This window comes from Chloroflexota bacterium (assembly GCA_016197225.1).
Taxonomy (GTDB): domain Bacteria; phylum Chloroflexota; class Anaerolineae; order Anaerolineales; family VGOW01; genus VGOW01.
The window spans coordinates 47,722-74,358 of the sequence record JACPWC010000085.1 but is presented as its reverse complement, the minus strand read 5'-3'; the positions used below and the strand labels follow the sequence as shown (position 1 = coordinate 74,358).

Below are 26,637 nucleotides of genomic sequence, written 5' to 3'. Positions count from 1 at the left end.
CTCTCCTGTCACCGAAAAGAGCGAGGCCCTCAGTGGCCTCTCACGGCACCTGCTCAACAAACTTACTGGCAAAATTAATAGGCCGGATTTCGCTGATCTTGCCCGTCACTTCGGTGTTGAAGAAGGCCTGGGTGGGGACACCGATGAGTTCGCCCTGGGCGTTGACGGCCATGCCGCCGGAGTTGCCGGGGTTGATCTCGGCGTCGGTCTTGATCCAGCCGCGCTCCAGGTTGAGGTGCTCGTCGAGCAGAAAGCCGGAGACCGTGCCGCGCGTGAACGTGGGAGTGTCGCCGCCGAGGCCGGGGAAGCCCATGATGGCAATCGGGTCGCCGATCTTCAAATCATCCGAGTTGCCGATGGGTAAAAAGGGAAATTTCAAACCGGCGGGTAGCCCGTCGCCAGAGTCGGTAGCAAAAACATGAAGCAGGGCCAGGTCCAAGTCTTTGTCATCCATGACGATCTCACTGCGGTAAAAAGAATCGGGCGCCTGGTCAGGGCCGGCCCAGTTGAGGCCGATCAGCGCCCAGCCTTCGTCGTTGTAATAGTTGCCGGTGTCGGGGTCGCCGACGACGTGAAAGTTGGTGAGCACGTAACCTTCGGCGCTCAATAAACTGCCGGAGCCGGTGGAGGCGTCTTGAGTTGTATTGGGATCGCCAACCGGCACGACGATTTGAACCAGGGCGCGCAGGGCGCGTTGTTCGGCAGTGGCTTGCTGGGTGGCGGCCAGCGGCGCGTTGCTATCTACAACGACCGTTGCTTGAGCCAGCGACGGCGTAGGTGTGGGCGCAATAAAGTCGCGGTAGCCAATGTAAGCCAGCACGCCCACGATGAGCACGCCCAGGCCGACGACAGTAAAGGTGAGCAGGCCGCCGCCCAGCAATAATCCCCAACTAAACCAGAACCCTCGACTAAGCCAGCCTTGTTGTTTGGGTTGCGGTGCAGCGTCAAGATTGGGCAAGGGCTTGGAATTCACCCGCAGGCGAAAGACGGTGTTGCCCATCAAAATCTTGTCGCCGTGCTTGAGCAGAGTGGGTGTGGTGATGCGTTTGCCGTTGACCCAGGTTCCGTTGCGGCTGGTGAGGTCGTGGATGACGGCTTGACCGGCGACAATTTCGATGCGGGCATGTTGTTGCGAGGCGCTGGAGTCGCCTGTCAGCACCAGATCGTTGTCGTCGCCCCGCCCCACCCGAAGCGTGTGGTTGAGGCCAAACTCGGCCTTGTCGCCGCGCACCAGCATCATCGGTTCGGACGATTGCCAGTTCATGGTCATGCCGCCCGCCGGGCTGGCGGATGGGGATGAGGCCGGCGGCGCATCCGAGGCTGAGTCGGCAGGCACGCCGGTGGCGGCAAAGAAGATCATCGTCGTGCCGCTGATGCGGATCAGGTCGCCGTCGCGCAGTTCAGTTGGCTCGGCCAGGCGCTGGTCGTTGACCCAGGTTCCGTTACTACTGCCCAGGTCGCGCAAGATGACGCGCTCACCCAGGACTTCAATGGCCGCATGTTTGCGCGAGGCGCCGCCGTCGTCGAGCTTGACGGCGTTTTCGATGGCGCGGCCAATCGTCATCTGGCCGCTCAAGGCGTACTCCTGACCGTTGGGCATGGCAAGGCGAGGCGGGGTGTAGTTGCTCATGAGTTGAATTATACCTGTCTGTCACTGAGGATAAGCTTTTCAAGTAAAATGCCAGTCGTCATGTCCCTGTTCAAGCTTCGACCCATTCATCTGGTGGTGGCCGCCACGCTGGTGGGCGTCTTTTTGCGGTTCTATCACCTTTCCAGCCACGCGCCCGAAGCCTGGTTCGACGAAATCTGGTTTGCTATGCGCGCCCGCGAGATGCTGGCCGCGCCGCAGTTCGTCGTATTTTATCGCACGTCGTGGGGCGGCGGCAATGCGCTAATGGTCTACCTCACCGCCGCCGTCCAGTGGCTGGGCTTCACCGGCCTCTCCTCGTCGCGCATCGCCTCGGCCGCGCTGGGAGCCGTCTCGGTGCCGCTGGCCTTTGCCTGCTTTGATGAAGTGTTACGTGGAAGCGGTTTTCAAAGTGGGAGCGTGCGAAGCGTGCAACCGCGATTACGCCGTTGGATCGCCGCCCTGGCCGCCTTCATCTTATCGTACTTGATCTACTGGGTGGTCGTCAGCCGGGTGGGAACCGAACCCAGCCTGGCCCCCGCCGCCACCCTCTTCTGCGTCTGGCAACTCAAGCGTGCCAGGAGGCTTATCGAAGAATCCACCACCAAGACACAAAGACAGGAAGCTCCACAAAGAAATCTTGGTGGAACTTCGCGCCGCGCCTTCGTGGTGAATCCGAGTTTGAACTTCGCTCTGGCCGGAGTCGTGGCCGGCCTTGCCCAGTACAACGGCCCGCACGCCCGCTTCATTTTGCCCCTGGTTGGACTCATCGGCTTGCACGATCTCTTTCTCATTCCTGCTCCCCTGCGGCGCAACTATATCGTCGGCCTGAGCCTCGCCGCCCTCGCCGGCCTCGTCGTCGTCGCCCCGCTTGCGCTCTTCTTCATTCAGGAGCCGCACTGGCTGGTGGCCCGCGCCCGCGAAGCCACTGCCCGATCCTTCACTCAGCAAGGCGCGCTTTGGGAGAACATTAAAGCCTCACTGATCGCCTACAACTTCACCGGCAGTCTGGATTCGCTCACCAACTATCCCGGCCTGCCCGTGTTCGATCCCATTCAATCCATTGGCTTCTTCGTCGGCCACGGCTGGGTGCTGTGGAACTTGCGGCGGTCGGCGGTTGCCCGCGAACTCTTGGGCTGGGAGATTCTGATGACGCTTCCCAGCCTGATTGCCAATGACGCTCCGAGCTTTCAGCGCATGATCGGCTATGGCGCGCCGGGGGCGGCAGTGGTGGCGGTGGGATGGGTGGTCTTATGGCAATGGTTTGGCCCTCACCCCCGGCGCTTGGGTGTTTGGAATTTGGGATTCGCGCGCTGTTGGCGGGCTGTGCCTGGGATTTTGGCCTTTGGGATTTTCGCCAGCTTCGCGTATCAATCTTATATGTTCCTCGTCAAATTCCCCAGACTCTCGGTTCTGCCGAAGGCCTACCTGGCTGTGCCGGTGAACACAGCGCGGGAACTGATCAAACGCGCCGAGGCCGGAGAGCGGGTCTTTGTCTCGCGCAACCCGGAAGACGACGATGTGATCTCGTTCGAGTATCTTTTTCCCGGCACGCCCGTCAAACGCCTCGATTTCCGGCAATGTCTCCCCTTCAGTGACGGTCGCCCGGCGCGTTCCAACTATCTGGTGCTCACCAAGCGCGACGCCCAGACCGTGCCCATCCTGTATCAAACGTATCCAACGGCCAGCATTGAGGTCGAGTCGATGTGGCAGGATAGCGGCTCGTGGGTGGAAGTGCCAGCGGGCATTTCAGGGCCACGGCCACCCAACCCCGGCCACGCTTCCTTTGATCCGGGCCTGACGTTCGTCGGCTACGAGTGGTCGGGCGGAACGGTGCAAGCCGGGCAGAGTTTGTTCATCACCCTGTGGTGGAAAGTGGAAGCCGACATGACCGCCGATTACACTTCTTTCGTTCACGTCGGCACAGGGTTGGACGGAACCACCGTCGTGGCCCAGCGCGACGGCCAACCCTGCCAGGGCCTTTTCACTACCTCGCAGTGGCGGGCCGGCGATCTCGTCCGCGACTCGTTCGCCATCACCTTTCCGCCTGATGTCCTGCCCGGCGACTACCCGCTCGTCACCGGCTGGTACACCTTCCCCAGCTTCACCCGCCTCTCACTGCGTGAGGCCGACCATGCGCTTCCAGACAATCGGGCTATAATCGGCGTTGTTACAGTGAGAAAGTAAACAGCAAGCAGTGAACAGTAAACTGTGACTACTGTTCACTACCAACTTTTCACTGCTCACTGCTCACCACACCCTGGCTCTCAGCGGAGACTTCATGCGCCCACTCACCCTCGCCGACATCTTCGACACTAAAGCTCTTAACAACGCCCAAGTCTCGCCCGATGGCAAGCAGGTTGCCTTCGTGGTGGCCGACGCTTACAAAGAAGGAACGGCGCAAATCTGGATGGCGAGCGTAGCGAGTAGCGACGGGAGCGACTGCCGCGCGTTCACCGGCGGCAAGCACGACCGCCACCCGCGCTGGTCGCCCGACGGCGACTGGCTGGCCTTTCTTTCGGATCGCCAAAACGACGATGGGCGTAACGAATTGTTCGTCATCTCGCGGCATGGCGGCGAGGCCCGGCGCGTTTTCGAAGCCAAAAGCAGTGTGGGCGGCGACGGGCGCGGCGAGTTGTTCGCCTGGTCGCCCGACGGCAAAACCATTGCCTGCCTCATGGAAGACCCCGAAACCGAAGAAGAAAAGAAACTGAAAGACGAGAAGATCGATCCTCTCTTGTTCGAGCGCGATCACAAGTTTATGCGGGTCTGGGTGGCCGACGTGACGAGTGGGGAGCTTCGGTGTGTCACGACAGAGCCGGCTCAGGTATGGGAGTTTAGCTGGTCGGCTGACGGCTCGCAGTTTGGCCTCATCGTCTCCGACGAGCCTTACGAGTGGTCGTGGTATCACTGCAAGCTGGCGACCGTTCCCGCCGCTGGCGGCTCCATCAACATCATTTACGATCCGTCGCCCCGCCAGGCCGCCCTGCCCCGCTGGTCGCCCGATGGCACACAACTTGCATTTCTGCAAAGCATCTGGAGTGATCGCGGCTCGGTGGGCGGCGACTTGAACTTGATTCCTGCCGGGGCTTCAGGCGGCGTCGCCCGAAGCCTGACTACCGAACACCCGGCCAGCGTGACCTGGATGGCCTGGATGCCGGACGGGGGAAGTTTGATCACGCTCGCCACAGCAAAAGACGGCGTGACCGTCGAAGAATGGGAAGCCGGATCGGGCGCGAGCCGAAAGTTGTGGGCCGGGCCGGCCTCCATCGCCGACCCGTTCTGGAACACCTTCAGCCACGACCGGGCTTTTCGCTCACTGGCCTTTGCCCGCGAGTCGGCAGACTCACCGCGCCAAATCTGGCTTGCCCGGCGCGACCACGACTCGCTGACCTGGACACAGCTCACCCACTTCCACGCCGACAAGGCCGAAGCCACGCCGGTGCAGTCGCGAAGCATCACCTGGACGGGCGCGGACGGTTGGGAGATGCAGGGTTTCCTGCTCTTGCCGGACGGCTATGAAGCGGGAAAAAGTTATCCGCTGTTCACCTGGGTTCACGGCGGGCCAACGTCGTTGTTCACTCACCGATACTGGAGCGCGATGCCACAAGCGCACTTCGCCGCCCGAGGCATTGCCGTGTTCCTGCCCAACCCGCGTGGCAGTACCGGGCGCGGATTGAAATTTGCCGAGGCCAACGTGGGCGACATGGGCGGCCAGGACTTTCACGACATCATGGCCGGAATCGAATCGCTCATCCAACAAGGGTTGGCCGACCCTGATAAACTGGCGATTGGCGGCTGGAGTTACGGCGGCTTTATGACCGCCTGGGCGGTGACCCAGACCGACCGTTTCAAGGCGGCGGTGATGGGCGCTGGAATCGTGAACTGGCTGAGCTTTCACGGAACCAGCAAGTTGTGCGAGTGGGATCGCATTCACTACAACACTGATCCTTACGAACCGCGCTCCAAGTTTGAGCAGTTCTCGGCCATCAACCTCGTGGGCCGGGTGCGCACGCCAACGCTGATCGTGCATGGCGAGAAGGATCGCGACGTGCCGGTTTCGCAGGGCTACGAATTTTTTCGCGCCCTCAAGCAACACGGCGTGCCGACCGAGCTGAGGGTCTACCCGCGCCAGGCGCACGGCTTCAGCGAGAAGGCCCACCAGCGCGACTGGGTGGAGTATGCGGCCAAGTGGCTGGAGAGGTGGCTGGGGCTGGAGGTTGGAGGCTAGAAGTTGGGGGTTGGAAGTTGGAGATTTAACTTTCGCGTGGAGGCTTCAATATGAATCGCAGGCAAACGCTCCTTATTTCTTTTGTTGCCCTCATCATGACAACCCTGGCCTGTAGCGCGCCCGGCGCAACCGGCCAGGCGGGCGATCTCACCGCCACATTTTCCGCCGCCCTCACTCAGGCCTTCGGCACGGCCCAGGCCAAAGCCTCCGGCACACCCCTTGCCAACGTCACCGTGCCCGGCATTGTCACCTCCACCCTGCCCGGAATCGTCACCGCCACCTCAGCCGTCCTCATTCCCACCGCCACGCCCACGCCGATTCCCAGCCCCACCACCTGCGCCGACAACGCCAAGTTCGTCACCGACGTAACCATTCCCGACGGCACGATCTTCAACACGCCCACCACGTTCACCAAGACCTGGCGCTTGCAAAACACCGGAACCTGCACCTGGAACACGGCCTACACATTGCGCTACGTCGGCGGCTCGCAACTCGACGGGCCGAACACAGTCGCCTTCACTGTCTCGGTCGTCCCCGGCGGCACGATGGACCTCTCAGTCAATCTCAAATCGCCTGCCGCCACCGGAACCTACACCGGCAAGTGGCGGCTGGCCGACGCCGCCGGAAATGTGTTCGGCACCAACGGTCAGCCCATCACCGTCATCATCGTCGTGCCTGGCACGCCCACTCCCACAGCAACCAACACGGCGACTGCCACCAGCACAGCGACGGCTACCGCAACCGCTACCGCAACCGTTACTGCGACGGCTACCGCGACCTTCACCACCACGCCGCTCGGGGCCGCCGCCAGCGACTTCGCCGGAAACTGGTACAACAACGACCCGGCCACCAGCGGCGTCACCCAGTTGGTGATCAGCGCCACCTCGTCGAATCAGATCATGGTGAGCGGCTGGGGGCGGTGTACCCCGACCGATTGCGTTTGGGGAACCGGCTCTGGAACCATTCTCAACAATTCAATCACCATTGTCAACTTCTCCACCGCGCCCGGCGTCACCCTGGTGCTCACCATCCCGTCGCCCGGAATCCTGCGCGCCCTTTACAACGGCACCTTCACTTACGACTTTCACATCGGCCCGGTCGCCGCCGACTGGGTTGGCACGTGGGCAAACGCCAACGCCGCCACCACCAATATCACCCGGATCATCATCACCAGCGCCGGCGGCCAGTTGACCCTGCATCCGTTTGGCAAGTGCACGCCCATTGATTGTGACTGGGGCACACAGACGTTTGCCTATGCCAACCCGCTTGTCACCTCAGGCTTCCCCCACGCTCTGGTCCTCACCTTCATCAAAGCCAACGAGATGCGGGTGCAGGACACCACCAACAGCATCACCGAAGATTTCAGGCGGTGAACTTAGACTTCCGAAGCGCCAAACACCGGCGAGACTTCGGAAGTCTGATGTGCGGAAGCTACGGCACCGAAATCTCAAAATCGTCGAAGCCAATCGTCACCGCCCGGCCATCCAACACAAAGCCGACGGCCCCGGAGTCGTAGGGGATGTCGGTGACGGTGTTCACCTTGGTGTCGTTGATGTACAAATCCATGGCCGAGCCGCTGTCGTAAGACACGGCCCGCAGGGTGTTGATCTTGGAGCCGCCGCGAATACTCCCCTCGAAGGACTCGGCCACCAGATACCATTTGCCGTCCGTGTTGCGCTCCCAGATTCGGAAGAACTGGTCGTAGACGCTTAAGCCAAAGTAGAGCAGGTAGTCGCCCTCGTGGGCAAAACCGTCGCCGTCGTTGTCAATAAAGCGCAAAATCAAACCGAAGAGGCGGCTACTCACACCGTCCACGTAGGCCACGTCCACTTTCATATCGTACTCGCTGACGTAGCCGCAGGCAATGCAAAGAGTGAAGCAACCAAAAGGTGTGCTGTCGTCAATGTCGGAGCATTCGTCGAACGGCCCAAGATAGAAGACGCCGTTGGCGATCCCGGCCCGGTCGGGGATGGTTGTCCAGGCGCCGGTATCTTCGGTGAAATCGTCGAAGCCGCCAGTGAAAGCTTCCGGTTCAGGCACGGGCGTGTCGGTGGGCAGGGCCGGGATTTCGGTGGGAGCGACGATAGGCGGCTTGGTGGGTGGCGGCGCATCCGTTGGAAGCGGCTCGTCGGTGGGCGGCGGTTCCTGGGTGGGTGTGGTTCCACCCAGCCCGCCGCAGGTGCAGGCCAGGGCCAATAACGTCACAAACGATACGACTGGCACGAGAATTCTTTTCAGTTTATAGCTCATCGTATTATCCCTTTCATGGTCAAATCAGTGGTGGTTGGTGCGCCAATTATATAGTAGCGGGCAGTTTTCCAAAACCTCATATCAATAGTAAAATCGGCCTTATGACCATCAACGTTCTGATCGCCGATCCCAACACGGCGTTCGCCACCATGATCCAGCAAGTGCTCGAAGAGACCACCCGGTTCAAGGTGACGGTCGTCGGCTCCGGCGCAGACGCGGTCAACGCCTTCAGCAAGGGCGATTATGATCTGGCGGTGATGGAGGCCATGCTGGAGGACTTCTCGCTTCGGGATATTGTGGCCGTGCTTCGCGCCCGGCAGTCGTCCCTGCCCATCATGGTCATCCAGGCGCCCGGTGTAGACGCCGCCGGGCTGGACTTGCAGGGTCTCCTCACTCGCCCCTTTTATATTCCTGAACTTCAGGGATTAATTGAAGATGCCCTGCGGCAACCCGTGAACGGCATAACGCCCAGGCCGCGCCCCAAGACCGGCCCCCTGCCGCCGATGGGTGGGGGACAAGAGTCGGCGGCCCCGGCGGCGCCCAACATCGCGCCCACGCCCATCACCCGCCGGGCCAGCCCGCCCCCGCCCGCGCCCGCCTGGCTGGACGATGTGAGTCGGGCCGCCCAGTATCTCACCAGCCTCACCCTCGAATCATCTGCCGCCGCCGCCCTGCTCATGCGCGGCCGGCAACTCATTGCCTACGCCGGGCAGTTCGATCAGGAACGGGCCGAGGAACTCTCGCGTATTGTGGCCGACTACTGGGCTAAAGACGCCAGCCCCGGGCAGGCGGCCCAGGCGCGCTTCATCCGCCTCTCCAGCGGGGCCGATTATCTTGTCTACTCGACCATGGCCGCCGCCGAGGTGGTGCTTTCGATGGCCTTTCAGGCCGAGACGCCGCTGAGCATGATCCGCAAACAGGCCAAGCGCGCCACCGAGGCGTTGTTTAAATCGCCCGGCTCTGAGGAGGCGACGCCGGTCGTGGAAACAGAACAGATTGAACCGGCCCGACGCGCGCGGCCTCCGGCCATCAGCCCGGTTCCGGAATGGGCGACCGCCGCCTCGACCCTGCCCCCGCCGCCTCAGCCCACCCCCGACTCCACCCGAAGCGTCGCCTCTCGTTTTACCTCGTCGCCCACCGTTGACGCCTTTGCCCTGCAACCTGTTCCATTCCCGGATGTGCGCCGCACGCCGCACGGACTGTTCGCCCTCTCTTACACCTTCCTCTTCATTCCCAAACTGCCAAGCATTCAGCTTACGGACGAGCTTAAAGAACAGCTTGAAGACACGATCAAGCGCCAGGCCGCCGCCCACGACTGGCGGGTGGCCTCACTCTCAGTTGAAGCAACTCACGTCGAAGTCAGCCTGGATTGCGCGCCGTCCGAGTCACCCGAGGGCGTGATCAAAACCATCATCGAGCGCACGTCCGAGAAGGTGCTGGCCGAGTTCCCGCGCCTGGCCGAGGAGCACGCCCGCCGCCCCGGCAGTTTGTGGGCTGGCGGTTATTACGTGGTGGTGCCGGGCCGCAAACTTTCGGCGGAAGAGATCAAGCGGTTTATTGATTATCAGCGCAAAGAGCAAAGCGGGAAGTGATGAGGGGAAGAACGTTGCGGTGATAATTGGACAGGAGCATCAACCCTTGCATGAACATTATATGTGGCGTCGCTTGTGTTCTGTACCTGCCTCTGATAAGATGACACGGCATGTACTTTGAGAGTAACTACTCACGGGCTTCTATTAGAACGCTGATAAACGCTGATAAAACGCTGATCGTCGCTGATTTTTTTCAAAAATATCTGCGCGCTTCGCGTCTGCGGGAATCTGCGTTCCAATTTCCTGTCTGGTGACAGGCGTTCCGAGTCCGCCAACCTTTTCCCCTTCAACATTCCTCGCATCCAATAAAGTCTTTTGAACAACCCGGAGCTTTACCTGAAACATCTCTAAATTCCGTCCGTCGCCTTTCGTCTTCGTTCGAGCAAGGAGGCATGAAATGATCAACCCCTGGCCTGCTGAGATGATCAATCAAGAAACATTCATTGCCGCATTGCAGGCCATCGCCGTGCCGCAAGGCATGATTGATAAAGTCGCCCCGGTGGAGGAAGCTGAACTTCCGGCCCCCATCAATCCCCGGTTGAGGGAGACATTCATAAAAGCCCTGGCCACGCCTGAACAGCGCCAGACATTAGCCAAAGCCGCCGGTTGCGGTTATCAAAAGCTGACCGATTGGGTGATCCGATCTGACCTGATGCGTGTTGAGAATATCAGCGCCGGAACTGCCAAACTTCTGGCGAAGGCCGGCGTGAAGGGAGTGCGCGACCTGGCGGCCTGCGCCGAGCATGTTCAACGGCTCAAGAAGCTGGAAAGAGATTTGAACGGTCGCCTGACAGAGTCACAGCTAAGAAATTTCGCGGCGGCGGCCCGGCAATTAGACATGCTGACCGTCACCGACGTGTCAGTCATTCTTGTTGTCAAAGGCGCCGGCCTGCAAAAGCCGGATGAGACGTTGGATGTCTTCGTCAACGGCTTTTGGCCGGCCATCAAGGCGGTAGATCCAAAGGCCGCCCTTTCAAAGCGCCGGGACATCTTCCCCTCAGATTATCGCTCCTCTGTTTACGACAAAGAGCCGAACAATCAGGTTACCGAAGTTAGCAGTGGCGAGCGCCGCATCTGGATCAAGGAGCCGAACTGGGAGGCCGCCATTGTCCCCGACAGCCCGCTCAAGGCGCTGGTCAAAGAGTGGCGCATGGCGACTTATGCCTTCGGCAGCAGTATCCACAATCTGTTCAAGGTCGATTCACAGCACCCGCCTCGCGAATTCCACCAGTTCTACATCTCGTTCTTTTTGATGTACTGGCTGGTCTTCTGGCACATCTCGATGGCCTTGTTCGGCACCCGGTTGATGAGATGGGCAACAAGCTTGTTTTCAGCGCAAGACGGCCTGGACGTGTTCAAACGTTGGCTGATGGCCGGAACCATTGCCATCATCTTCCTGGCCGTCCTGCCGGCCATCGAAACCATGCGCCGGATGCGGGAGTATCCCAAAGACAAACGGATCGGGTCGTTGCCTGGCATGTGGAGTTGGGTGATGCTGGTGCTGACGGCTGTCTTCGTCTGGAATCCGGGCAGTTACATTCTGAGCCTGCTGTTCCTGGCCACACTCCAACTGGCGCTGTTGCGGGCCAGAGCGTTGGCCTGGCCGTGCCGGGAGTTTAACAACAGCGACTCAGCCATTGAAGATTATTATCAGGTGGACGATGGAACGGGGAAGGCAAAGATTCACAAGCTGACCACGAACCAGCGGCCCCGGCTGGACATTCTTGTTTATCGTTACATTATCGTGTTGAGCCTGCCCATCAGTTTCCTGGCGCTCACGGTCGCCCGCCTCTTGAAATGGACGCGCGTCCTGGGCGGCCTCGGCGACGCCATCGAGAGCGCCGCAAGCACGTTGTTGAGCGGGGTGATGGGCGACGTGGCGACTTACGCCACCGACCCGGCCCAGGCGCACCGGGTGCGCAGTGTTGTTGAAGCCGATTATAAATTCTTCCACGACCGGCCTGAAGTATCACACATTCATGTCTTTGCCCATTCACAGGGAACGCCCATCACCTTCGAGATGTTGTTCCACCATTTGCCGGGCGCTTATCGGGAGAAGCTCAAAACCTACGCCACCATCGGCAGTGTCCTGAGCTATTACAACCAGATCAATCCCATCCTCGATCCGGTTTACATTCAACGCTTCCCGGTGCTACCTTACCCGCAATTCCCCAAAGGTTTCAAGTGGATGAATTTCTGGAACCTGATTGACCCGATCACGGAGTTCTACGGGCTGGATGAGTACAACCTGGTCAAAGAAGCCTACAAGCTGAAGCCAAAGCAGGCCTCGAAAACCGTCAAGGTTGAAGAGTTACGCAAGGCCGTCAAGCGCGGCGAGGCCAGTCCCACCAACATCAAAACCCCCGCTACGACTCAACACCACGGCGAGTATTGGAGCAATCAGGATCAGGTGCAGATTCCGCTGGCCCTGCGAGTGCTGGGCGTGTTGCGGCCCAAGCAGTGGAACCCCGACAAGTTGATCCTTCCGCCCTTTGGTTTGAGTCACTCCAGCTATGTCCTGTGGTTGACGGCGCTCTGGGGAACACTGTTTTTCGCCATTTATTTTGCCGTTGTCGCCATTTCAACCTGGCTTGCCAACCTGAGCCTCCCCGCTTTCCGGCAAGCATTGGCGGAGGCCGTCCCGCAGTTGTTTGCCGGCTTCGTTGAAACACAGCAGGGAACCCTGCGCGCGCTTTTGATGACGCTGGCGCCGATTGTTCAAATCCTCGCGCTCCGGTATAGTCTGGAACTGATTCCCGTCCTGGTGGCGCTCGCCGTGCTCGCCGCCCTGGCTTTCCTGTCGGTCATCGGCGGTTACGTTATATCCGTCGCTCAACATCTCAACAAGCTACGGGCGGCCTGACCGCCCGCGAGACCCATCATGAAAACCCTCTACCTCATTGACGGCCACGCTCTGGCCTACCGCGCCTATTTTGCCCTCACCGCCGCCGGCACCGACACCTCGCGCTGGGTCACCAGGGCCGGCGAACCGACCGCCGGAACCTACGGCTTCACCGCCATCCTTTTCCGCATCATCGAACAGGATCAGCCCGACTATCTGGCCGTCAGCTTCGACGTGGGCGCAACCTTTCGCGACACGCTCTACCCGGACTACAAAGGCACGCGGGCCAAGATGCCCGACGACCTGCGAACCCAGATTGACCGGATGCGTGAAGTGGTGGCCGCCTTCAACATTCCCATCCTCGAGGCCGAAGGCTACGAAGCCGACGACGTGCTGGGCACGATTGCCAAACAAGCCGCCGCTCAGGGCGTGCAGGTCATCATCGCCACCGGCGACCGCGACCTGCTGCAACTGGCCGATAAGCGCGTTCGCATCAGCCTGGCCGGGCAGAAGCTGTCGGAGGCGGTGGTCTACGGGCCGGACGAGGTGAAAGAGAAATACGGCGTCACGCCCAAGCAATACATTGACTACAAGGCGCTGGTCGGCGACACGTCCGACAACATCCCCGGCGTGGCCGGCGTGGGCGAAAAGACGGCCACCAGCTTATTGCAGGAATACGGCTCGCTCGACGCCATTTATAAACACCTCGACAAGATTCCGGCCCGCTTCAAAAGCAAACTTGAAACGGGAAAAGAGAACGCCTACCTCTCGCAAAAGCTGGCCACCATCGTCACCGACGTGGCCCTGACCTTCAACCTCGAGGCCTGCGAGTCGCCACATCTCAAGCCGCCCCTCAACTTTGATCGCCAGCGCGTCCTCGACCTCTTCCGCGTGCTTGAATTTCGCAGCTTGCTGGCCAAGTTGCCGGAAACCGAAGCCTTGCCTGCCGACAAAGACTCCGCGCGCGCTTCGCGTGAGGCCGCCAATTCGCAAATGGGACTCTTCGGGGAACCGGCCCTGGCCGTGAGTGGCGGCCTCCCCGTCCCTCCCCGTCCGCCCATTTCAACCGTCACCCGCCCCATCCTAATCTCTGATCTTCAATCTCTAAACGACCTGGCGGCTCAACTTGCCAAAGCTCCCATCATCGCCGTTGACACCGAAACCACCGGCGTGGACGCCAACGCCGCAACCCTGGTCGGCATCTCGCTCTGCATCAAAGAGGGTGAAGGCTATTACATTCCGGTGGGGCACCAACTTCCAAATCCCAACAGCCAAAATCCCAATTCTCCACGCGAAGCGTCTAATCTCCAACTTCAAACTGTCATTGAAGCTCTCACCCCTTCTCTCACCAACCCCAGGATTCCCAAAATCGGCCACAACATTGGCTACGATTACACCATTCTCAAGCGTCACGGCCTCACCGTTTCGCCCATCAGCTTCGACACCATGCTGGCCGAGTGGGTGTGCGACCCCGGCTCGCGCAATCTGGGCCTGAAGAATCTGGCTTTCATCCGGCTCGGCGTGGAGATGACGGAGATCAAAGAATTGATCGGCACCGGCAAGAAACAGATCACGTTTGACCAGGTTCCTCTGGACGCCGCCGCCCCTTACGCCGTGGCCGACGTGGACATGACTCTGCGGCTGATGCCGATTCTGAAAAAGGAACTTGAGGAGAAGGGGCAACTCAAACTGCTGGAAGAGATCGAACTGCCCTGTATCACCGTGCTGGCCGAGATGGAAATGGCCGGGATCATGATTGACGCTGATTTTCTGGGCGGGATGTCGAAGGAACTAGAAAAGAAACTGGCGACGCTGGAAAAGAAAATCTACAAAGCCGTCGGCTACGAGTTCAACATCAACTCCACCCAACAACTGGCCAAAGCCCTGTTTGAGGATCTCAAGCTGGAGCCGCCCGACAAGTCGCGCAAGACATCGTCGGGCAAATACTCCACCGCCGCCGACGTGCTCGAGGAAATGCGCGGCCAGAATCCGGTGCTCGATCAGATTCTAGAGCACCGTGAGATCGCCAAGCTCAAAGGGACGTACGTGGACGCCCTGCCGCTGACGATCAACCCGGAGACGGGCCGGATTCATACTTCGTTCAACCAGGCCGGCTCGGTGACGGGCCGCCTCGCTTCGTCCAACCCCAATCTGCAAAACATCCCCATCCGCACTGAACTGGGCCGCGAGGTGCGCAAGGCCTTCATTGCCCCGCGTGGCCGCCGCCTGGTGGCCGCTGACTACTCGCAAGTGGAATTGCGTATCGCCGCTCACTTTGCCAAAGAGAAATTCTGGATTGACGCTTTCAAACGCGGCGACGATATTCACGCGGCCACGGCCTCGGCGGTGTTCGGCGTGCCGCTCAATAAAGTGTCGAAGGAAGAGCGGCGCAACGCCAAAGCCATCAACTTCGGTTTGCTTTACGGCATGGGCGCGTTCACCCTGGCCCGCAACACCGGCCTGACGCTGGGCGAGGCCGAGGAGTTCATGCAAAAGTATTTTGCCGAACTGCCGGGCGTGAAGCGCTACATCGAAGAAACGAAACGCAAGGCGGCGACCGAGGGCTACGTGGAAACCCTGCTGGGCCGCCGCCGCTACTTCCCAATCCTGACTCGCCCCGGAACCACCCGCGAAGATCACGTCTTCCGCGCCCGCGCCGAGCGCGAGGCCGTCAACTCGCCGGTTCAGGGCACGGCTTCCGACATCATCAAGATTGCCATGCTTCGACTGGCAAAGGAACTGCCCAAAAAGATTCCGAGCGCGCGGATGCTGTTGCAGGTTCACGACGAGTTGGTGTTTGAGTGCGACACGGACGAGGTAGAGCAAGTGGCGGCGCTGGCGCGCAAGATCATGGAAGGCGCGTTCAAGCTCGACGCGCCGCTGGCCGTGGATGTGCGCGCCGGGAAGAATTGGGAGGAGATGAAGGCTGTATCATAAGCAAACTGGCCGCCATCTATTAGGAAAATGCAACCGACAAACCAAAATCGCAACCTCCCCGAGCTCATCATCGAATCCCTCATCCGCGCCGCAGGGTATTCGGCCATTCTGTTCGTCGCCCTCATTCTGTTCTTCCTTCTGCGCGAGGGCGCGCCCGCCTTTGCCGAAGTGCCGCTTGGCGATTTGCTTGCCGTCCGCTGGTATCCCATCGAGTCGCTGTTCGGCCTCTTGCCCCTCATCGGCGGCTCGCTCATCGTCACCCTCGGCGCGGCCCTCATCGCCGTGCCGTTCGGGCTGGCTACCGCCATCTTCATCGCCGAGATCGCGCCGCGCTGGGCGCGTGAGATTCTCAAGCCGCTGGTCGAAGTGCTGGGCGGCCTGCCCTCGGTGGTGCTTGGCTTTTTGGGAATGCTGGTGCTGGCCCCCATCGTCCGCCTTACGCTGAACACGCCCACCGGCCTCACTGCCTTCACCGGCTCACTGTTGTTGGCGGGCATGGCGATTCCGACTCTGGTCTCGGTGGCCGAAGATGCGCTCGACGCCGTGCCGAAAAGTTATCGCGATGCGGCGCTGGCTCTGGGCGCAACCAGGTGGCAGACGATCTGGCGAGTCACTGTCCCGGCGGCACGGTCGGGTGTGCTCACGGCGGTCATGCTCGGCATCGGTCGGGCCATTGGCGAGACGATGACGGTGATGATGGTGACCGGCAACGCCGCCCGGATGCCGACGGCCCTCAACTCGCTCTTCCTGCCCGTTCGCACTATGACGGCCACCATCGCCGCCGAAATGGGCGAAGTCGCCAACGGCAGTGTTCACTATCACATCCTGTTCACCATCGGCATCGTCCTCTTCCTCATCTCCTTCGCCGTCAACCTGGCCGCGAGTGCGGTGGTGTTCCAACAACGGAAGAGAGCGGAGAGGCTACTCTCGTAATTTGAGGATTGGAGAATTGGAGAATTTCTCCAACCTCCAATTCTCTAATCTCCAATTCTCTTTTTATGACCCGCCAACTTACTCAGCGCCTCGTCTTCGCCCTCATCACCCTGGCCGCGATTGCGACGGTGACGCCCATCGTCCTCGTCGTCGGCTACATCGCCTATCTTGGCCTGCCCGCCATCTCGTTGGGTTTCCTCAGCGAGATGCCGCACGACGGGATGCGGGCCGGTGGCATCTGGCCGGCCATCGTCGGCACGCTCTATCTCACGTTCGGGACAGGATTGATCGCGGTTCCACTCGGCGTGGCGGCGGCCATTTATCTGTCCGAGTATGCCAAAGACAACCGCCTCACGCGCTCAATCCGAATCGCCATCATCAATCTGGCCGGAATCCCGTCGGTCGTCTATGGCTTGTTTGGCCTCGGCCTGTTCGTGCTCTTCCTCAAGTTCGGCACCTCGCTCGTCGCCGGTTGCCTCACGCTTTCGATCATGACTCTACCCGTCATCATCTCCACCGCCGAAGAAGCCCTGCGCGCCGTGCCACAAAGCTTTCGGGTGGTGAGCCGGAGCCTGGGCGGCACCAAGTGGCAGACGATCTGGCGCGTGGTTCTGCCGCAAGCTCTGCCGGGAATTTTGACCGGCGTGATTCTGGGATTGGAACGCGCCGCCGGGGAGACCGCCCCCATTTTGTTCACCGCCGCCGCCTTCTTCCTCCCTCGCCTCCCCGATTCAATTTTTGATGCAACAATGGCTTTGCCTTATCACCTGTTTGTGATCTCGACTCAGGTGCCGGGCATGCCGATCCAGATTCAATATGGAACCGCCCTCGTGTTGCTGGTCTTCGTGCTTTCGATGAACGTCGTCGCTACCGTCATTCGTTCGCGCGCCCGCGCCCGCAGGCAGTGGTGAGTCATGACTCCTAAAATTGTCATCGAACATCTCTCGGTTCAATACGACGACGGCACCGAGTCTCTGCGCGACATCTCGCTGGAGATTCCGGCCAACAAGGTCACGGTGCTGTTCGGCCCGGCAGGCGGCGGCAAGAGCACTCTGCTCCGCGCCCTCAACCGCTTGAACGATCTGGTGGACGGCGTGCGGACGACGGGCAAGATTTATCTCGACGGCGAGGACATCACCGCCGCTGATGTCACCGCCTTGCGGCGGCGGGTGGGCATGGTCTTTGCCCAACCCGTCTCTTTGCCCATGAGCATTCGCCAGAACGTCACTTATGGTTTGGAATTGGCCGGATATCCGCGTGGCAAAATGGAATTTGCGGTAGAGAAGGCCCTGCGCGCGGCGGCGTTGTGGGACGAAGTGAGCGACCGCCTCGACTCACCCGCCACTGCTATTTCTGGCGGGCAACAACAGCGCCTGTGCCTGGCCCGTGTTCTAGCCCTGGAGCCGGAAGTGGTTCTGCTCGACGAGCCAACCTCAGGCCTCGACCCGATCTCGACCGCCAAAGTGGAAGCCTCACTGCAAGAGATCAAAAAGGACTATACTGTCGTCATCGTCCCGCACTCGGTTCAACAGGCGGCCCGCATCGCCGACACTGCCGCCTTCTTCTTGCAAGGCCAGTTGGTGGAATACGCCCCCGGTCACGACTTGTTCGTCGCTCCCAAAGACAAGCGGACTGAGGATTACGTGACGGGGCGGTTTGGATAAAGATTGACGATGGACGAAGGACGACCGACGACGGGAAATGTCGTCTGCCGTCGGTTGTCTGCCGTTGGAGAATTTCACATGCTTGGCGCACCTGAACTACTCATCATTCTCGTGATTGTGATCGTTATCTTCGGCGTTGGCCGCATCAGCAGAATTGGCGGCGACCTCGGCAAAGCGATAAGCAACTTTCGCGCCGGGCTGAAGGACGAGGAGGGGACTAAGGCGGAAGAGGAAAAGAAGAAGTGATCAGTATTTCAACTTCCTGTCACCATCAACCTCTCTCCCACCCCACTCACTTTCACATTCAACCTCATTTTGCCCTCGCCAGCCAGCGCCTCGGCGGTCTGGCGGGTTTCGGCCAGCGTCCAGCCAAAGGCGCGGGCGGCGTCGCGTTCGGTCGTTGCGATCACATTTCGTAAATATTGATCGAGGATAGCCTGCCGCGCCTGGCTTCGCGTAATCTTGCCTGCTCTGGTTGGAACGTCCGGCAACCAGCGCGGCAGTATTTCATAAATGAAGGCGTAGCGCCACGCGCCGGCCTCGGCCACGCCGACCGGCAAAACCTTTAACCCAGCTTGTAGTTCCGTCAATGCCTTGTCGAAGCGAGACTTGTTCTCGTTGCTGCTCAAACGCGCCTCGCGCTGAAGCCGCACTGCATCGAGCGCCCCGTTCTTGAGCAGAGCCTCGTAAACCGCTTTGGCCTCGGCCGAGAGTCGCCCGGCTTCGTACTCTTCAATGTAATCGTGCTCAGGGTCGCCATAGTTTTCGCTCAAAGCGTAAAAGTTCGGCAGGAAGTCCAGGCTCACCAGCGTCGCTCTTTTGCGAACGACCTTGCCGTAATACCACCATTTCTTATTCAGCGCATCATCCTTCCAGCCCCACGTTCGTTCAATCTCATAGCCACTGTGTTTGCTGGACGTTTTCACCACGCGCCCGGCGATGGCGTCCCACAACGACGGCATTTCCACGCCCTGAATTGGAAATAAAAAACAGAAGCCGACGTCGTTCACAAACGCGACGGCTTCTGGTTGGGTCGTCACCCGCAAATTCATTTGCCTTCGATAGCGGGCGGCGCGGGCGGAGAGGATGCTTTTTTTGTCCGGCGGCGCAGGTTTTTTCATCGATTCCGTCGCCGCTCAAACACGATCCATGTGGCCCGCATAGGTTTAGCGCCGGCGTTGGTGAGGCGATGGGGCGTTGTCGAATCAAAAATAAGGCTGTCGCCCTCACCCAGGGTGAAGCGCTCGAATCCTAACTCCACAAGCAGTTCCCCTTCCAGAATCAAGCCAAACTCACGTCCTTCGTGATATGACATATTGACCCCGGACGTGGCTCCCGGCGCGTAGGCGATTTCCAGGAATTCTACGCCTTCCTCGGCGTTCGCCGTCAGGCGGGCCCAACTGACGCCGCCGTTCAGTTGAATTGTCGGGCGCGCGTTCGCGTGCACAACCGCCATAGGTTGCGGAGTGGCGGTAAAACCTGGAGTAACCTCGCCCGCCGGACGGGTGACGATGGCTTCCCGCAATTCGCTGGCCGTCATCTCACCCGGGTTGGTTTCCGAAGGCGGCTCAACTGCGCCGTTGCTCTTTTCTGGGAAGAAGTAATCAACCGGCACGACCAGAGCGGCGGCAATACTGTAGATCGAACGCACCGACGGAATTGCTTTGCCATTCTCGATTTGACTGAGCATGCTGGCGCTAACTTCGGCCCTGGCCGCCAAATCGCGGAGGCTGATCTTTCGTTGCTTGCGGGCCGCGCGAAGTTTCTCGCCAATCTCAAACGGGTGCTGAATGGAAGTATCAGGCATAATTGACCCTTTTGCTGTTCAACGCTAAAAACGCATTTTCTGATACTCAGCATTATATGACAACATAATTGAACTTTGCAAATGCTTTCTGTTCACCGTAATTAAAATTCATGAGAAATGTTCAGTATTGATTGACAAAAGTCCTTGTCTTATTGTATATTGTTCAATACAGGTGTAAACAAAGACTCCCCGGAAAATACAGTCTAACAGGCAAATAGTCCAACTATGACGCATCTCGGTTTCATTGGCTTGGGATTGATGGGCAGTCGGATCGTCAAACGCCTGCTCAACGCCGGACACTCCGTGACGGGCCACAACCGCACCCGCGCCAGAGCCGAGAGCTTGATTCAGGCTGGGATGCAGTGGGCCGACACCCCACGCCAGGTCGCCACAGCCGCCGACATCACTTTCAGCATGGTCAGTGATACGACGGCTTTGTCGTCTATTGCCGACGGCCCGGACGGGGTGCTGGCAGGACTCTCCGCCGCCTCCGGCAAAATTTACGTGGACATGAGCACGGTCAGCCCGCGCCTCATCCGCAATTTAGCGGGCCGGGTTGCCGCTACCGGCGCGCAGATGTTGGAAGCGCCGGTGTCCGGCAGCATCCCCGCCGCCGAAGGCGGGACACTGATTTTCTTTGTCGGCGGCGAGGCGGAGACGTTGGAAAAAGTCCGCCCCATTTTTGAAATCCTCGGCCAGAAGATCGTTCACGTAGGCGCCAACGGTCAGGGCGTCTCGATGAAGATCGCCATCAACCTGAACCTGGCGACGCAATTGCTTTCGTTGTTTGAGAGTTTACTGCTGGCCGAACGCAGTGGTATCCCTCGCCAGGCCGCTCTCGACGCTCTTCTCAACAGTGTGGCCGCCTCGCCGGCCATGAAGTACCGTGCCCCTTTCATCTTCAAGATGCCCGACGAAGTCTGGTTTAGTGTAGCGATGATGCAGAAGGATTTGCAACTCGCGCTCGAGTTAGGCCGTGAGTTGGGCGTGCCGCTGTACTCTGTCGCCCAGGCCAACGAAATGCTCTCCGCCGCCCGCGCTTTGGGTTACGGCGATGAAGACTTTGCGGCCCTGTTCAAAGTGCTGGCCCGCCTGGCAGGCGAAGGAGATTGAATGGCCGACGTTGATCGCGAGCAATGGCTCCACATGTACGAGCAGATGGCGAAGATTCGCGCCTTTGAGGAGCAGGTCAACGAACTTTACACCAGCGCCAAGATGCCCGGCCTGGCCCACTTGTACATTGGCGAAGAAGCTGTTGCGGTCGGCGTCTGCGAAGCGTTGCGCCGGGACGATTACATCACCAGCACCCATCGCGGCCACGGCCACTGCCTGGCCAAAGGCGCGGTGCTGGACAAAATGTTTTGCGAATTACTGGGCAAAGCGGCCGGCTACTGCCGGGGCAAGGGCGGCTCCATGCACATCGCCGATCAGGACACCGGCAACCTCGGCGCGAACGCCATCGTCGGCGGGAGCGCGGCCATTGCCACCGGGGCCGCCTTCTCCAGCAAACGGCTGGGCAATGGCCGGGTAGCCATCTGCTTTTTTGGTGAAGGCGCGCTGGGACAAGGTGTGCTGTACGAATCCATGAACATGGCCCAGTTGTGGAAACTGCCCGTCGTCTACGTTTGCGAAAACAACCTCTACAACGAATACACCCACCATTCCGAGTCGACAGCCGGTAGCATGAAAGCCCGCGCCGAAGCGTTCGGGATTCTGGCGGTGGAGGTGAATGGACAGAACGTAGGTGAGGTACACGAGGCGGCTCAACAATTGATCGCTCGCGCCCGCCGGGGCGACGGCCCCGCCTTTCTGCTCTGCCACACCTATCGCTATCACGGCCATCATGTCGGCGACATCAGCCGCGCTTACTACCGCTCCAAAGATGAGGAACAGGAATGGAAAACGAATCGCGATCCCCTGCAATCTCTCAAGGATTGGTTGACGGCCAACGGCATGGCCGACGCCGGCATCTTTGAGCAAATCGAAAGAAGCGTGGCCGACGAAGTGTCCGTCGCCGTTAATTACGCTCTCAACGCGCCCTTCCCAGCGCCCGAAGAAGTGAGCCAGCATGTCTTCGCCTAGCGCCAATGGCCGTGAACTGACCTTCGGCGAGGCGATTAAAGAGGCGCTGGCCGAAGAACTGCGCCGCGACCCGCGCGTCTTCATGCTGGGCGAGGACATTGCCGAAGCCGGCACAACGTTCAAAGTGCTGAATGGTCTTGTAGAAGAATTCGGGCCGGAACGCATCCTCGACACGCCCATCTCCGAGCCGGGTTTCACCGGGTTGGCCGTCGGCGCGGCCATGACCGGCCTGCGCCCGGTGGTGGACATCATGTTCGGCGACTTTAGCGGCCTGATCATGGATCAGATCATGAATCAGGCGGCCAAGATTCACTACATGTCTGGCGGCAAGCTCAAAGTGCCAATGGTTCTGCGGACGACGATGGGCGCGGGCCGCCGCTCGGCGGCCCAACACTCGCAATCGCTCCACGCCTGGTACAGCCACATTCCCGGCCTCAAGGTCGCTGTCCCGGCCACGCCCTACGACGCCAAAGGTTTGATGAAGACTGCCATTCGCGACGACAGTCCGGTCATCATCCTGGAAGACAAGATGATGTACAAGACCGTCAAAGGCCCCGTGCCTGCCGAGGAATACACCATCCCGCTCGGCGTGGCCGACATCAAACGTGAAGGCACGGATATTACCCTGGTGGCGACGAGTAGCATGGTCTACGTCGCGCTGGAGGCGGCCCAACTGTTGGACGAGATCGGCGTGAGCGCCGAGGTCGTTGACCCGCGCACGATGGTGCCGCTCGACAAACAAACTCTGATCGAGTCAGCTAAAAAGACGAGCCGGGCGATTGTGATTGACGAGGGTTACGAGCAATACGGCGTCACCGCCGAACTGGCCTCAGTCATCGCCGACGGCGCGTTCTATTACCTTGACGCCCCGGTCAAGCGCCTCGGCGCAATGAACGTCCCCATTCCCTTCTCGCCCGCGCTGGAAGATTTGACCATTCCTAACGCCAAGCAGGTATTTGAGATGGCCAAAGTGTTGTGCGGAAAGAACTAAATCTGGTCGTGTAGTCGAGTGGTCTTGTGGTCATTCGACCATTTGACTATTCGACCACTTGACTAAACAGGAGGTCAGCATGCCACTCAAAACATTCGGCACGATGGCGGTGGATTGGGAAGAGCGAGTCCATTTTGATCGTCTGCGCCGCGAGCGGCTGGCGCGCATCAAGGCCCTGCTCAAGAAATCGGAGATTGGCGCGCTGTTGTGCTTCGACATGAACAACATCCGCTATATCACCAACACCACCATTGGCACCTGGGCGATTGACAAGCTGGGCCGCTTCTGCCTTCTGCCGCAGGACGACGAGCCGATCAACTGGGACTTCGGCGTGGCGGCCAAACATCATCAGATGTATTGCTCCTGGCTCGGCGAGGGCCGCTCACGAGCCGGTATCTCGACCCTGCGCGGCGCGATGCCGCCCGGCGCTCACCGGGCCGAAGACGTGGCCCGCAAGATTCGCATCGAACTCGAAGAGCGCGGTTTGCACAAAGAGCCGCTGGGCGTGGATGTGGTGGAGCCGCCGGTTCTCTTCGCCCTGCAAAAAGAAGGCCTGACCGTGGTGGACGGCCAACAACTGATGCAGGAAGCGCGCGTGATTAAGACGCAAGATGAGATTACCCTGCTCACCATGGCTTGCATGATGGTGGATGCCGCTTATGAAGAACTCTATCGGTTCATGAAGCCGGGGGTGCGCGAGAACCAGTGCGTCGGGTTAGTCAACAACGTGCTGTACAGCATGGGTTCAGAACACGTCGAGGGCGTCAACGCCATTTCCGGCGAACGCTGTAACCCGCACCCGCACATTTTCAGCGACCGCGTCCTGCGCCCCGGCGACCTCGCTTTCTACGACATCCTCCACAGTTTCAACGGCTATCGCACTTGCTACTACCGCACGTTGTCGGTTGGCAGTGCTTCGCAGGCGCAAGTGGATGCCTACAAGCGTTGCCGCTATTATCTCGACGTTGCCATTAACGCCATCAAGCCCGGCATCACCACCGCCGACGTGGTGAAGCTGTGGCCCAAGGCTCAAGAGTTCGGCCTGCCAAACGAAGAAATGGCCTTTGCCCTGCAATACGGCCACGGCGTCGGTCTCGCGATTTGGGAGAAGCCGGTCTTCAGCCGCCTCGTCTCCTTCGACAGCCCCGAAATTATCCAGGAAGGCATGGTCTTCGCCCTGGAAACGTATTGGCCGGCCACCGACGGCTGGTCGGCGGCGCGCATTGAAGAACAGTTGGTGGTGACCAAAGACGGTTGTGAAGTCATCACCCGCTTCCCGGCGGAGGAGTTGATGGTGGCCGGGATCAAGTATCAGGTCGCCACTGGCCCGCTCTCTAACATCCGTGAAACTCAGTCGCACAAGAACATTGACTATACCGGCGTAGATTATGGCGGAGCCGGACTGCCCGATGACCCCGTTCGCCCGCCACGCTCGGCTGGCCGGGGCAACAATCACAAAGCCAAAGTTGCCGCGAAGCCGAGAAAATCCCGGACCCGCTAGAGCATTAAGGACTCTGTCGTGGCTAAAGATGTCATCATGCCCGCGCTTGGCATGGCCCAGGAAACCGGCACGCTCCTGAAATGGTTCAAAGCCCCTGGTGAGACAGTCACCAAAGGGGAACCCTTGATGGAAGTGGAAACCGACAAAGCCTCGGTTGAAGTGGAGGCCGCCGCCTCGGGCATTCTGGCGCAGGTGACGGCCAGACCGGGCGATGTGATTCCGGTCGGGCAGGCGATTGCCGTCATTTTAAATCCAGGGGAAACCGCCACTGCGCCCAAAACCGATTCTATCGCCCACTCCCTCACTGCCTCGCCCGTCGCCGCCCGCATGGCCGCTGAGCACAACCTTGACCTGACTCAAATCAAACCGCAGGGTGGCCGCGTGCGAAAAGAAGATGTGCTGGCTTACCTGGCCGCACGCCAAGACCTGTCAGGTACGCTTCGCGAAAACCTGACAGGTCTTAAACCGAATGGCCGCGTACTGGCCTCACCCAAAGCGCGCCGCCTCGCTCAGGAGCGCGGTTTGGATTTGGCAGACATTTCCGGCAGTGGGCCGGAGGGCGCGGTGCTGGCAAATGATGTAGAGACGTTCCGACGGAACGTCTCTACCGAGGCCGAAACGCTCACTGTCAGCCGGACGTGGCGGGTGATGGTCGAGCGCCTCACACAAGCCTGGACGACGATCCCGCACTTCTACTTGTTGCGCGAAGTCAACGCCGCTCAACTCATGTCGTGGCGCGACTCGGCTCAATCGCGAGCCACAGAAAAGATCACTTACACCGATTTGCTCGTCAAGCTGACCGCCGCCGCGCTTCGCCGTCACCCGCGAGTCAACGCCTCCTGGAAAGACGGCGGCCTGACCCTGAATCCCGAAGTCAACATCGGGTTGGCCGTCGCCGTGGATGACGGCCTGATTGTGCCAGTCATTCATCATGCCGATCAATTGGGACTGAGTCAACTGGCGGCGCGGCGCAAAGAAGCAGTGACCAAAGCACAGGCAGGCAAACTTTCACTCGACGACCTGAGCGGCGGCACGTTCACTATCAGCAACCTGGGCATGTATGGCGTGGATGCTTTCAACGCCATCATCAACCCGCCGCAGGCCGCCATCCTGGCCGTGAGCCGCATCGCCGACCGGGTCGTGCCGCTGAACGGCCAACCGGCGGTGCAACCGATGCTGACCTTGAGCCTGTCGTGCGACCATCGCGCCGTGGACGGCGCGCGCGGGGCGCAGTTTTTGCAAACGCTGGCCGAACTTGTTGAAGAGCCGATGAAGTTGCTGGACTAAGAAGGCGCTTATGCACTACGTATCCAAACTCGACGAAAGCATGTTTCAAACCCCGGCGCTCTACGCCAAACAAAGCACCGGTTTCAAGCGGGCGACGTATGTAGATCACTCTGTCGGCTCGGTGCACATGGGCACAGGCATCTGCTTTCTGGACACCAACGGCGTGATTCAGCCGCACCTGCACTCCTTTGAAGAGAGTTTCTATATTTTAGAGGGAAACGTCATCGCCCAAATCGGCGAGCAAGCCTACTTGCTCGGCCCCGGCCATTTTGGCTTGATCAGCACCGGCGTTAAACACGCCTGGCGCAACGCTGGCCGCAGGTCCGCGCGCTGGCTGGAGATGCAAGCGCCTCAGCCGCGTTCCTCTGACTACGGGCGCGATACGTTTTTCGTCGGCGGTGAAGCGCCCATCCAGGCAACGCCCCCCGATCCGGCCACTGCCCTGCTGGGCTATTTTGACGAAGCGCAACTGCCGCGCCCCGGCGGGCCGTCACAAATGGAAGGCTTCAATCCCGTCACCGGCGTGGCCATCAAGATGTTCGTGGATCGATCCTTCGGCGCGATTCATCAATCACTGTTTCTCATTCAATACCAGCCCGGCGCGAAGATTGACCTGCACGATCACACCTTTGAGGAATCCTATTTCATCGTCAGCGGCGGTGTGCGGGCCGCCGCCGACGGCCAAACCTACGACCTCGGCCCCGGTGACGTGATCTGGACGGGCGTCGGTTGTGTTCATAGTTTCGCCAATGTTGGCGACGAGCCGGTGCGTTGGATCGAAACCCAAGCGCCATTACCGCCTTCAAAAGAGGTATTTAGATTTGAAAGAGATTGGGCGCAGTATCAGTAACACACCCTGTCATTCTGAGCGGCGCGAGGCGCTACTCAGAATG

20 protein-coding genes are annotated in these 26,637 nt (G+C 59.9%); 16 read left to right on the top strand and 4 right to left on the bottom strand.

Going from position 1 to position 26,637, the window contains the following annotated elements; translation table 11 throughout:
- Nucleotides 1-40: 40 nt before the first annotated feature.
- Nucleotides 41-1,630 (bottom strand): FHA domain-containing protein, encoded by a 1,590-nt coding sequence (locus tag HYZ49_15360; protein ID MBI3243661.1) that lies wholly within the window; start codon nucleotides 1,628-1,630, stop codon nucleotides 41-43.
- A 60-nt stretch (nucleotides 1,631-1,690) separates the two neighbouring features.
- Between HYZ49_15360 and HYZ49_15355 the strand changes: the two genes are divergently transcribed.
- The 3 genes from HYZ49_15355 to HYZ49_15345 all read left to right on the top strand — a co-directional run bounded on the left by HYZ49_15355 (nucleotide 1,691) and on the right by HYZ49_15345 (nucleotide 7,231).
- Nucleotides 1,691-3,814 carry a hypothetical protein gene (locus HYZ49_15355; GenBank protein ID MBI3243660.1) on the top strand — a complete coding sequence of 708 codons (2,124 nt, stop codon included), beginning with the start codon at nucleotides 1,691-1,693 and terminating at the stop codon, nucleotides 3,812-3,814.
- Nucleotides 3,815-3,908: 94 nt separating this feature from the next.
- Nucleotides 3,909-5,858: a S9 family peptidase gene (locus HYZ49_15350; protein ID MBI3243659.1), complete on the top strand. Its 1,950-nt coding sequence runs from the start codon at nucleotides 3,909-3,911 to the stop codon at nucleotides 5,856-5,858.
- Nucleotides 5,859-5,908: 50 nt separating this feature from the next.
- Nucleotides 5,909-7,231: a hypothetical protein gene (locus HYZ49_15345; protein MBI3243658.1), complete on the top strand. Its 1,323-nt coding sequence runs from the start codon at nucleotides 5,909-5,911 to the stop codon at nucleotides 7,229-7,231.
- A gap of 58 nt (nucleotides 7,232-7,289) precedes the next feature.
- Here the strand turns inward: HYZ49_15345 and HYZ49_15340 are convergent, their stop codons facing one another.
- Nucleotides 7,290-8,108, bottom strand: a complete 819-nt coding sequence (locus HYZ49_15340) for a hypothetical protein (GenBank protein MBI3243657.1) — start codon at nucleotides 8,106-8,108, stop codon at nucleotides 7,290-7,292.
- Between the two features lie 101 nt (nucleotides 8,109-8,209).
- Here HYZ49_15340 and tnpA point away from each other — a divergent pair, with 101 nt between their 5' ends.
- The 7 genes from tnpA (at nucleotide 8,210) to tatA (ending at nucleotide 18,322) form a co-directional block, all read left to right on the top strand.
- Nucleotides 8,210-9,700, top strand: a complete 1,491-nt coding sequence (tnpA, locus tag HYZ49_15335) for an IS200/IS605 family transposase (GenBank protein ID MBI3243656.1) — start codon at nucleotides 8,210-8,212, stop codon at nucleotides 9,698-9,700.
- 397 nt (nucleotides 9,701-10,097) lie between these two features.
- Nucleotides 10,098-12,563 (top strand): DUF4332 domain-containing protein, encoded by a 2,466-nt coding sequence (locus tag HYZ49_15330; GenBank protein ID MBI3243655.1) that lies wholly within the window; start codon nucleotides 10,098-10,100, stop codon nucleotides 12,561-12,563.
- 18 nt (nucleotides 12,564-12,581) lie between these two features.
- The gene (gene polA / locus HYZ49_15325) at nucleotides 12,582-15,479 is read left to right on the top strand and encodes a DNA polymerase I (protein MBI3243654.1); all 2,898 of its coding nucleotides are present in this window, start codon (nucleotides 12,582-12,584) and stop codon (nucleotides 15,477-15,479) included.
- Between the two features lie 27 nt (nucleotides 15,480-15,506).
- Nucleotides 15,507-16,412 carry a phosphate ABC transporter permease subunit PstC gene (gene pstC, locus HYZ49_15320; GenBank protein ID MBI3243653.1) on the top strand — a complete coding sequence of 302 codons (906 nt, stop codon included), beginning with the start codon at nucleotides 15,507-15,509 and terminating at the stop codon, nucleotides 16,410-16,412.
- Between the two features lie 65 nt (nucleotides 16,413-16,477).
- Complete coding sequence (pstA, locus tag HYZ49_15315) at nucleotides 16,478-17,323, top strand: phosphate ABC transporter permease PstA (protein MBI3243652.1); 846 nt, start codon at nucleotides 16,478-16,480, stop codon at nucleotides 17,321-17,323.
- 3 nt (nucleotides 17,324-17,326) lie between these two features.
- On the top strand, nucleotides 17,327-18,076 hold the full coding sequence (locus tag HYZ49_15310) for a phosphate ABC transporter ATP-binding protein (GenBank protein ID MBI3243651.1): 750 nt from the start codon (nucleotides 17,327-17,329) through the stop codon (nucleotides 18,074-18,076).
- 78 nt (nucleotides 18,077-18,154) lie between these two features.
- On the top strand, nucleotides 18,155-18,322 hold the full coding sequence (gene tatA, locus HYZ49_15305; GenBank protein ID MBI3243650.1) for a twin-arginine translocase TatA/TatE family subunit: 168 nt from the start codon (nucleotides 18,155-18,157) through the stop codon (nucleotides 18,320-18,322).
- Between the two features lie 8 nt (nucleotides 18,323-18,330).
- On the opposite strand, the gene HYZ49_15300 is transcribed toward tatA, so the two are convergent.
- Together HYZ49_15300 and HYZ49_15295 are read right to left on the bottom strand one after the other, a co-directional pair.
- Nucleotides 18,331-19,197 (bottom strand): winged helix DNA-binding domain-containing protein, encoded by an 867-nt coding sequence (locus HYZ49_15300; protein ID MBI3243649.1) that lies wholly within the window; start codon nucleotides 19,195-19,197, stop codon nucleotides 18,331-18,333.
- On the bottom strand, nucleotides 19,194-19,883 hold the full coding sequence (locus HYZ49_15295) for a cupin domain-containing protein (GenBank protein ID MBI3243648.1): 690 nt from the start codon (nucleotides 19,881-19,883) through the stop codon (nucleotides 19,194-19,196). The genes HYZ49_15300 and HYZ49_15295 overlap by 4 nt, the downstream gene beginning before the upstream one ends.
- 225 nt (nucleotides 19,884-20,108) lie before the next feature.
- Here HYZ49_15295 and HYZ49_15290 point away from each other — a divergent pair, with 225 nt between their 5' ends.
- The 6 genes from HYZ49_15290 to HYZ49_15265 all read left to right on the top strand — a co-directional run bounded on the left by HYZ49_15290 (nucleotide 20,109) and on the right by HYZ49_15265 (nucleotide 26,594).
- Nucleotides 20,109-20,996, top strand: a complete 888-nt coding sequence (locus HYZ49_15290) for an NAD(P)-dependent oxidoreductase (GenBank protein MBI3243647.1) — start codon at nucleotides 20,109-20,111, stop codon at nucleotides 20,994-20,996.
- Nucleotides 20,997-21,965, top strand: coding sequence for a thiamine pyrophosphate-dependent dehydrogenase E1 component subunit alpha (locus HYZ49_15285; protein MBI3243646.1), 969 nt, complete (start codon nucleotides 20,997-20,999; stop codon nucleotides 21,963-21,965). It abuts the gene before it with no gap.
- Nucleotides 21,952-22,956, top strand: a complete 1,005-nt coding sequence (locus tag HYZ49_15280) for an alpha-ketoacid dehydrogenase subunit beta (GenBank protein ID MBI3243645.1) — start codon at nucleotides 21,952-21,954, stop codon at nucleotides 22,954-22,956. The genes HYZ49_15285 and HYZ49_15280 overlap by 14 nt, the downstream gene beginning before the upstream one ends.
- 79 nt (nucleotides 22,957-23,035) lie before the next feature.
- A complete protein-coding gene (locus HYZ49_15275) occupies nucleotides 23,036-24,457 on the top strand; it encodes an aminopeptidase P family protein (protein ID MBI3243644.1) in 1,422 nt (473 codons plus the stop codon).
- A gap of 18 nt (nucleotides 24,458-24,475) precedes the next feature.
- Nucleotides 24,476-25,744, top strand: a complete 1,269-nt coding sequence (locus HYZ49_15270; GenBank protein MBI3243643.1) for a 2-oxo acid dehydrogenase subunit E2 — start codon at nucleotides 24,476-24,478, stop codon at nucleotides 25,742-25,744.
- Nucleotides 25,745-25,754: 10 nt separating this feature from the next.
- Nucleotides 25,755-26,594, top strand: a complete 840-nt coding sequence (locus HYZ49_15265; GenBank protein ID MBI3243642.1) for a cupin domain-containing protein — start codon at nucleotides 25,755-25,757, stop codon at nucleotides 26,592-26,594.
- The last annotated feature ends 43 nt before the right edge of the window (nucleotides 26,595-26,637 follow it).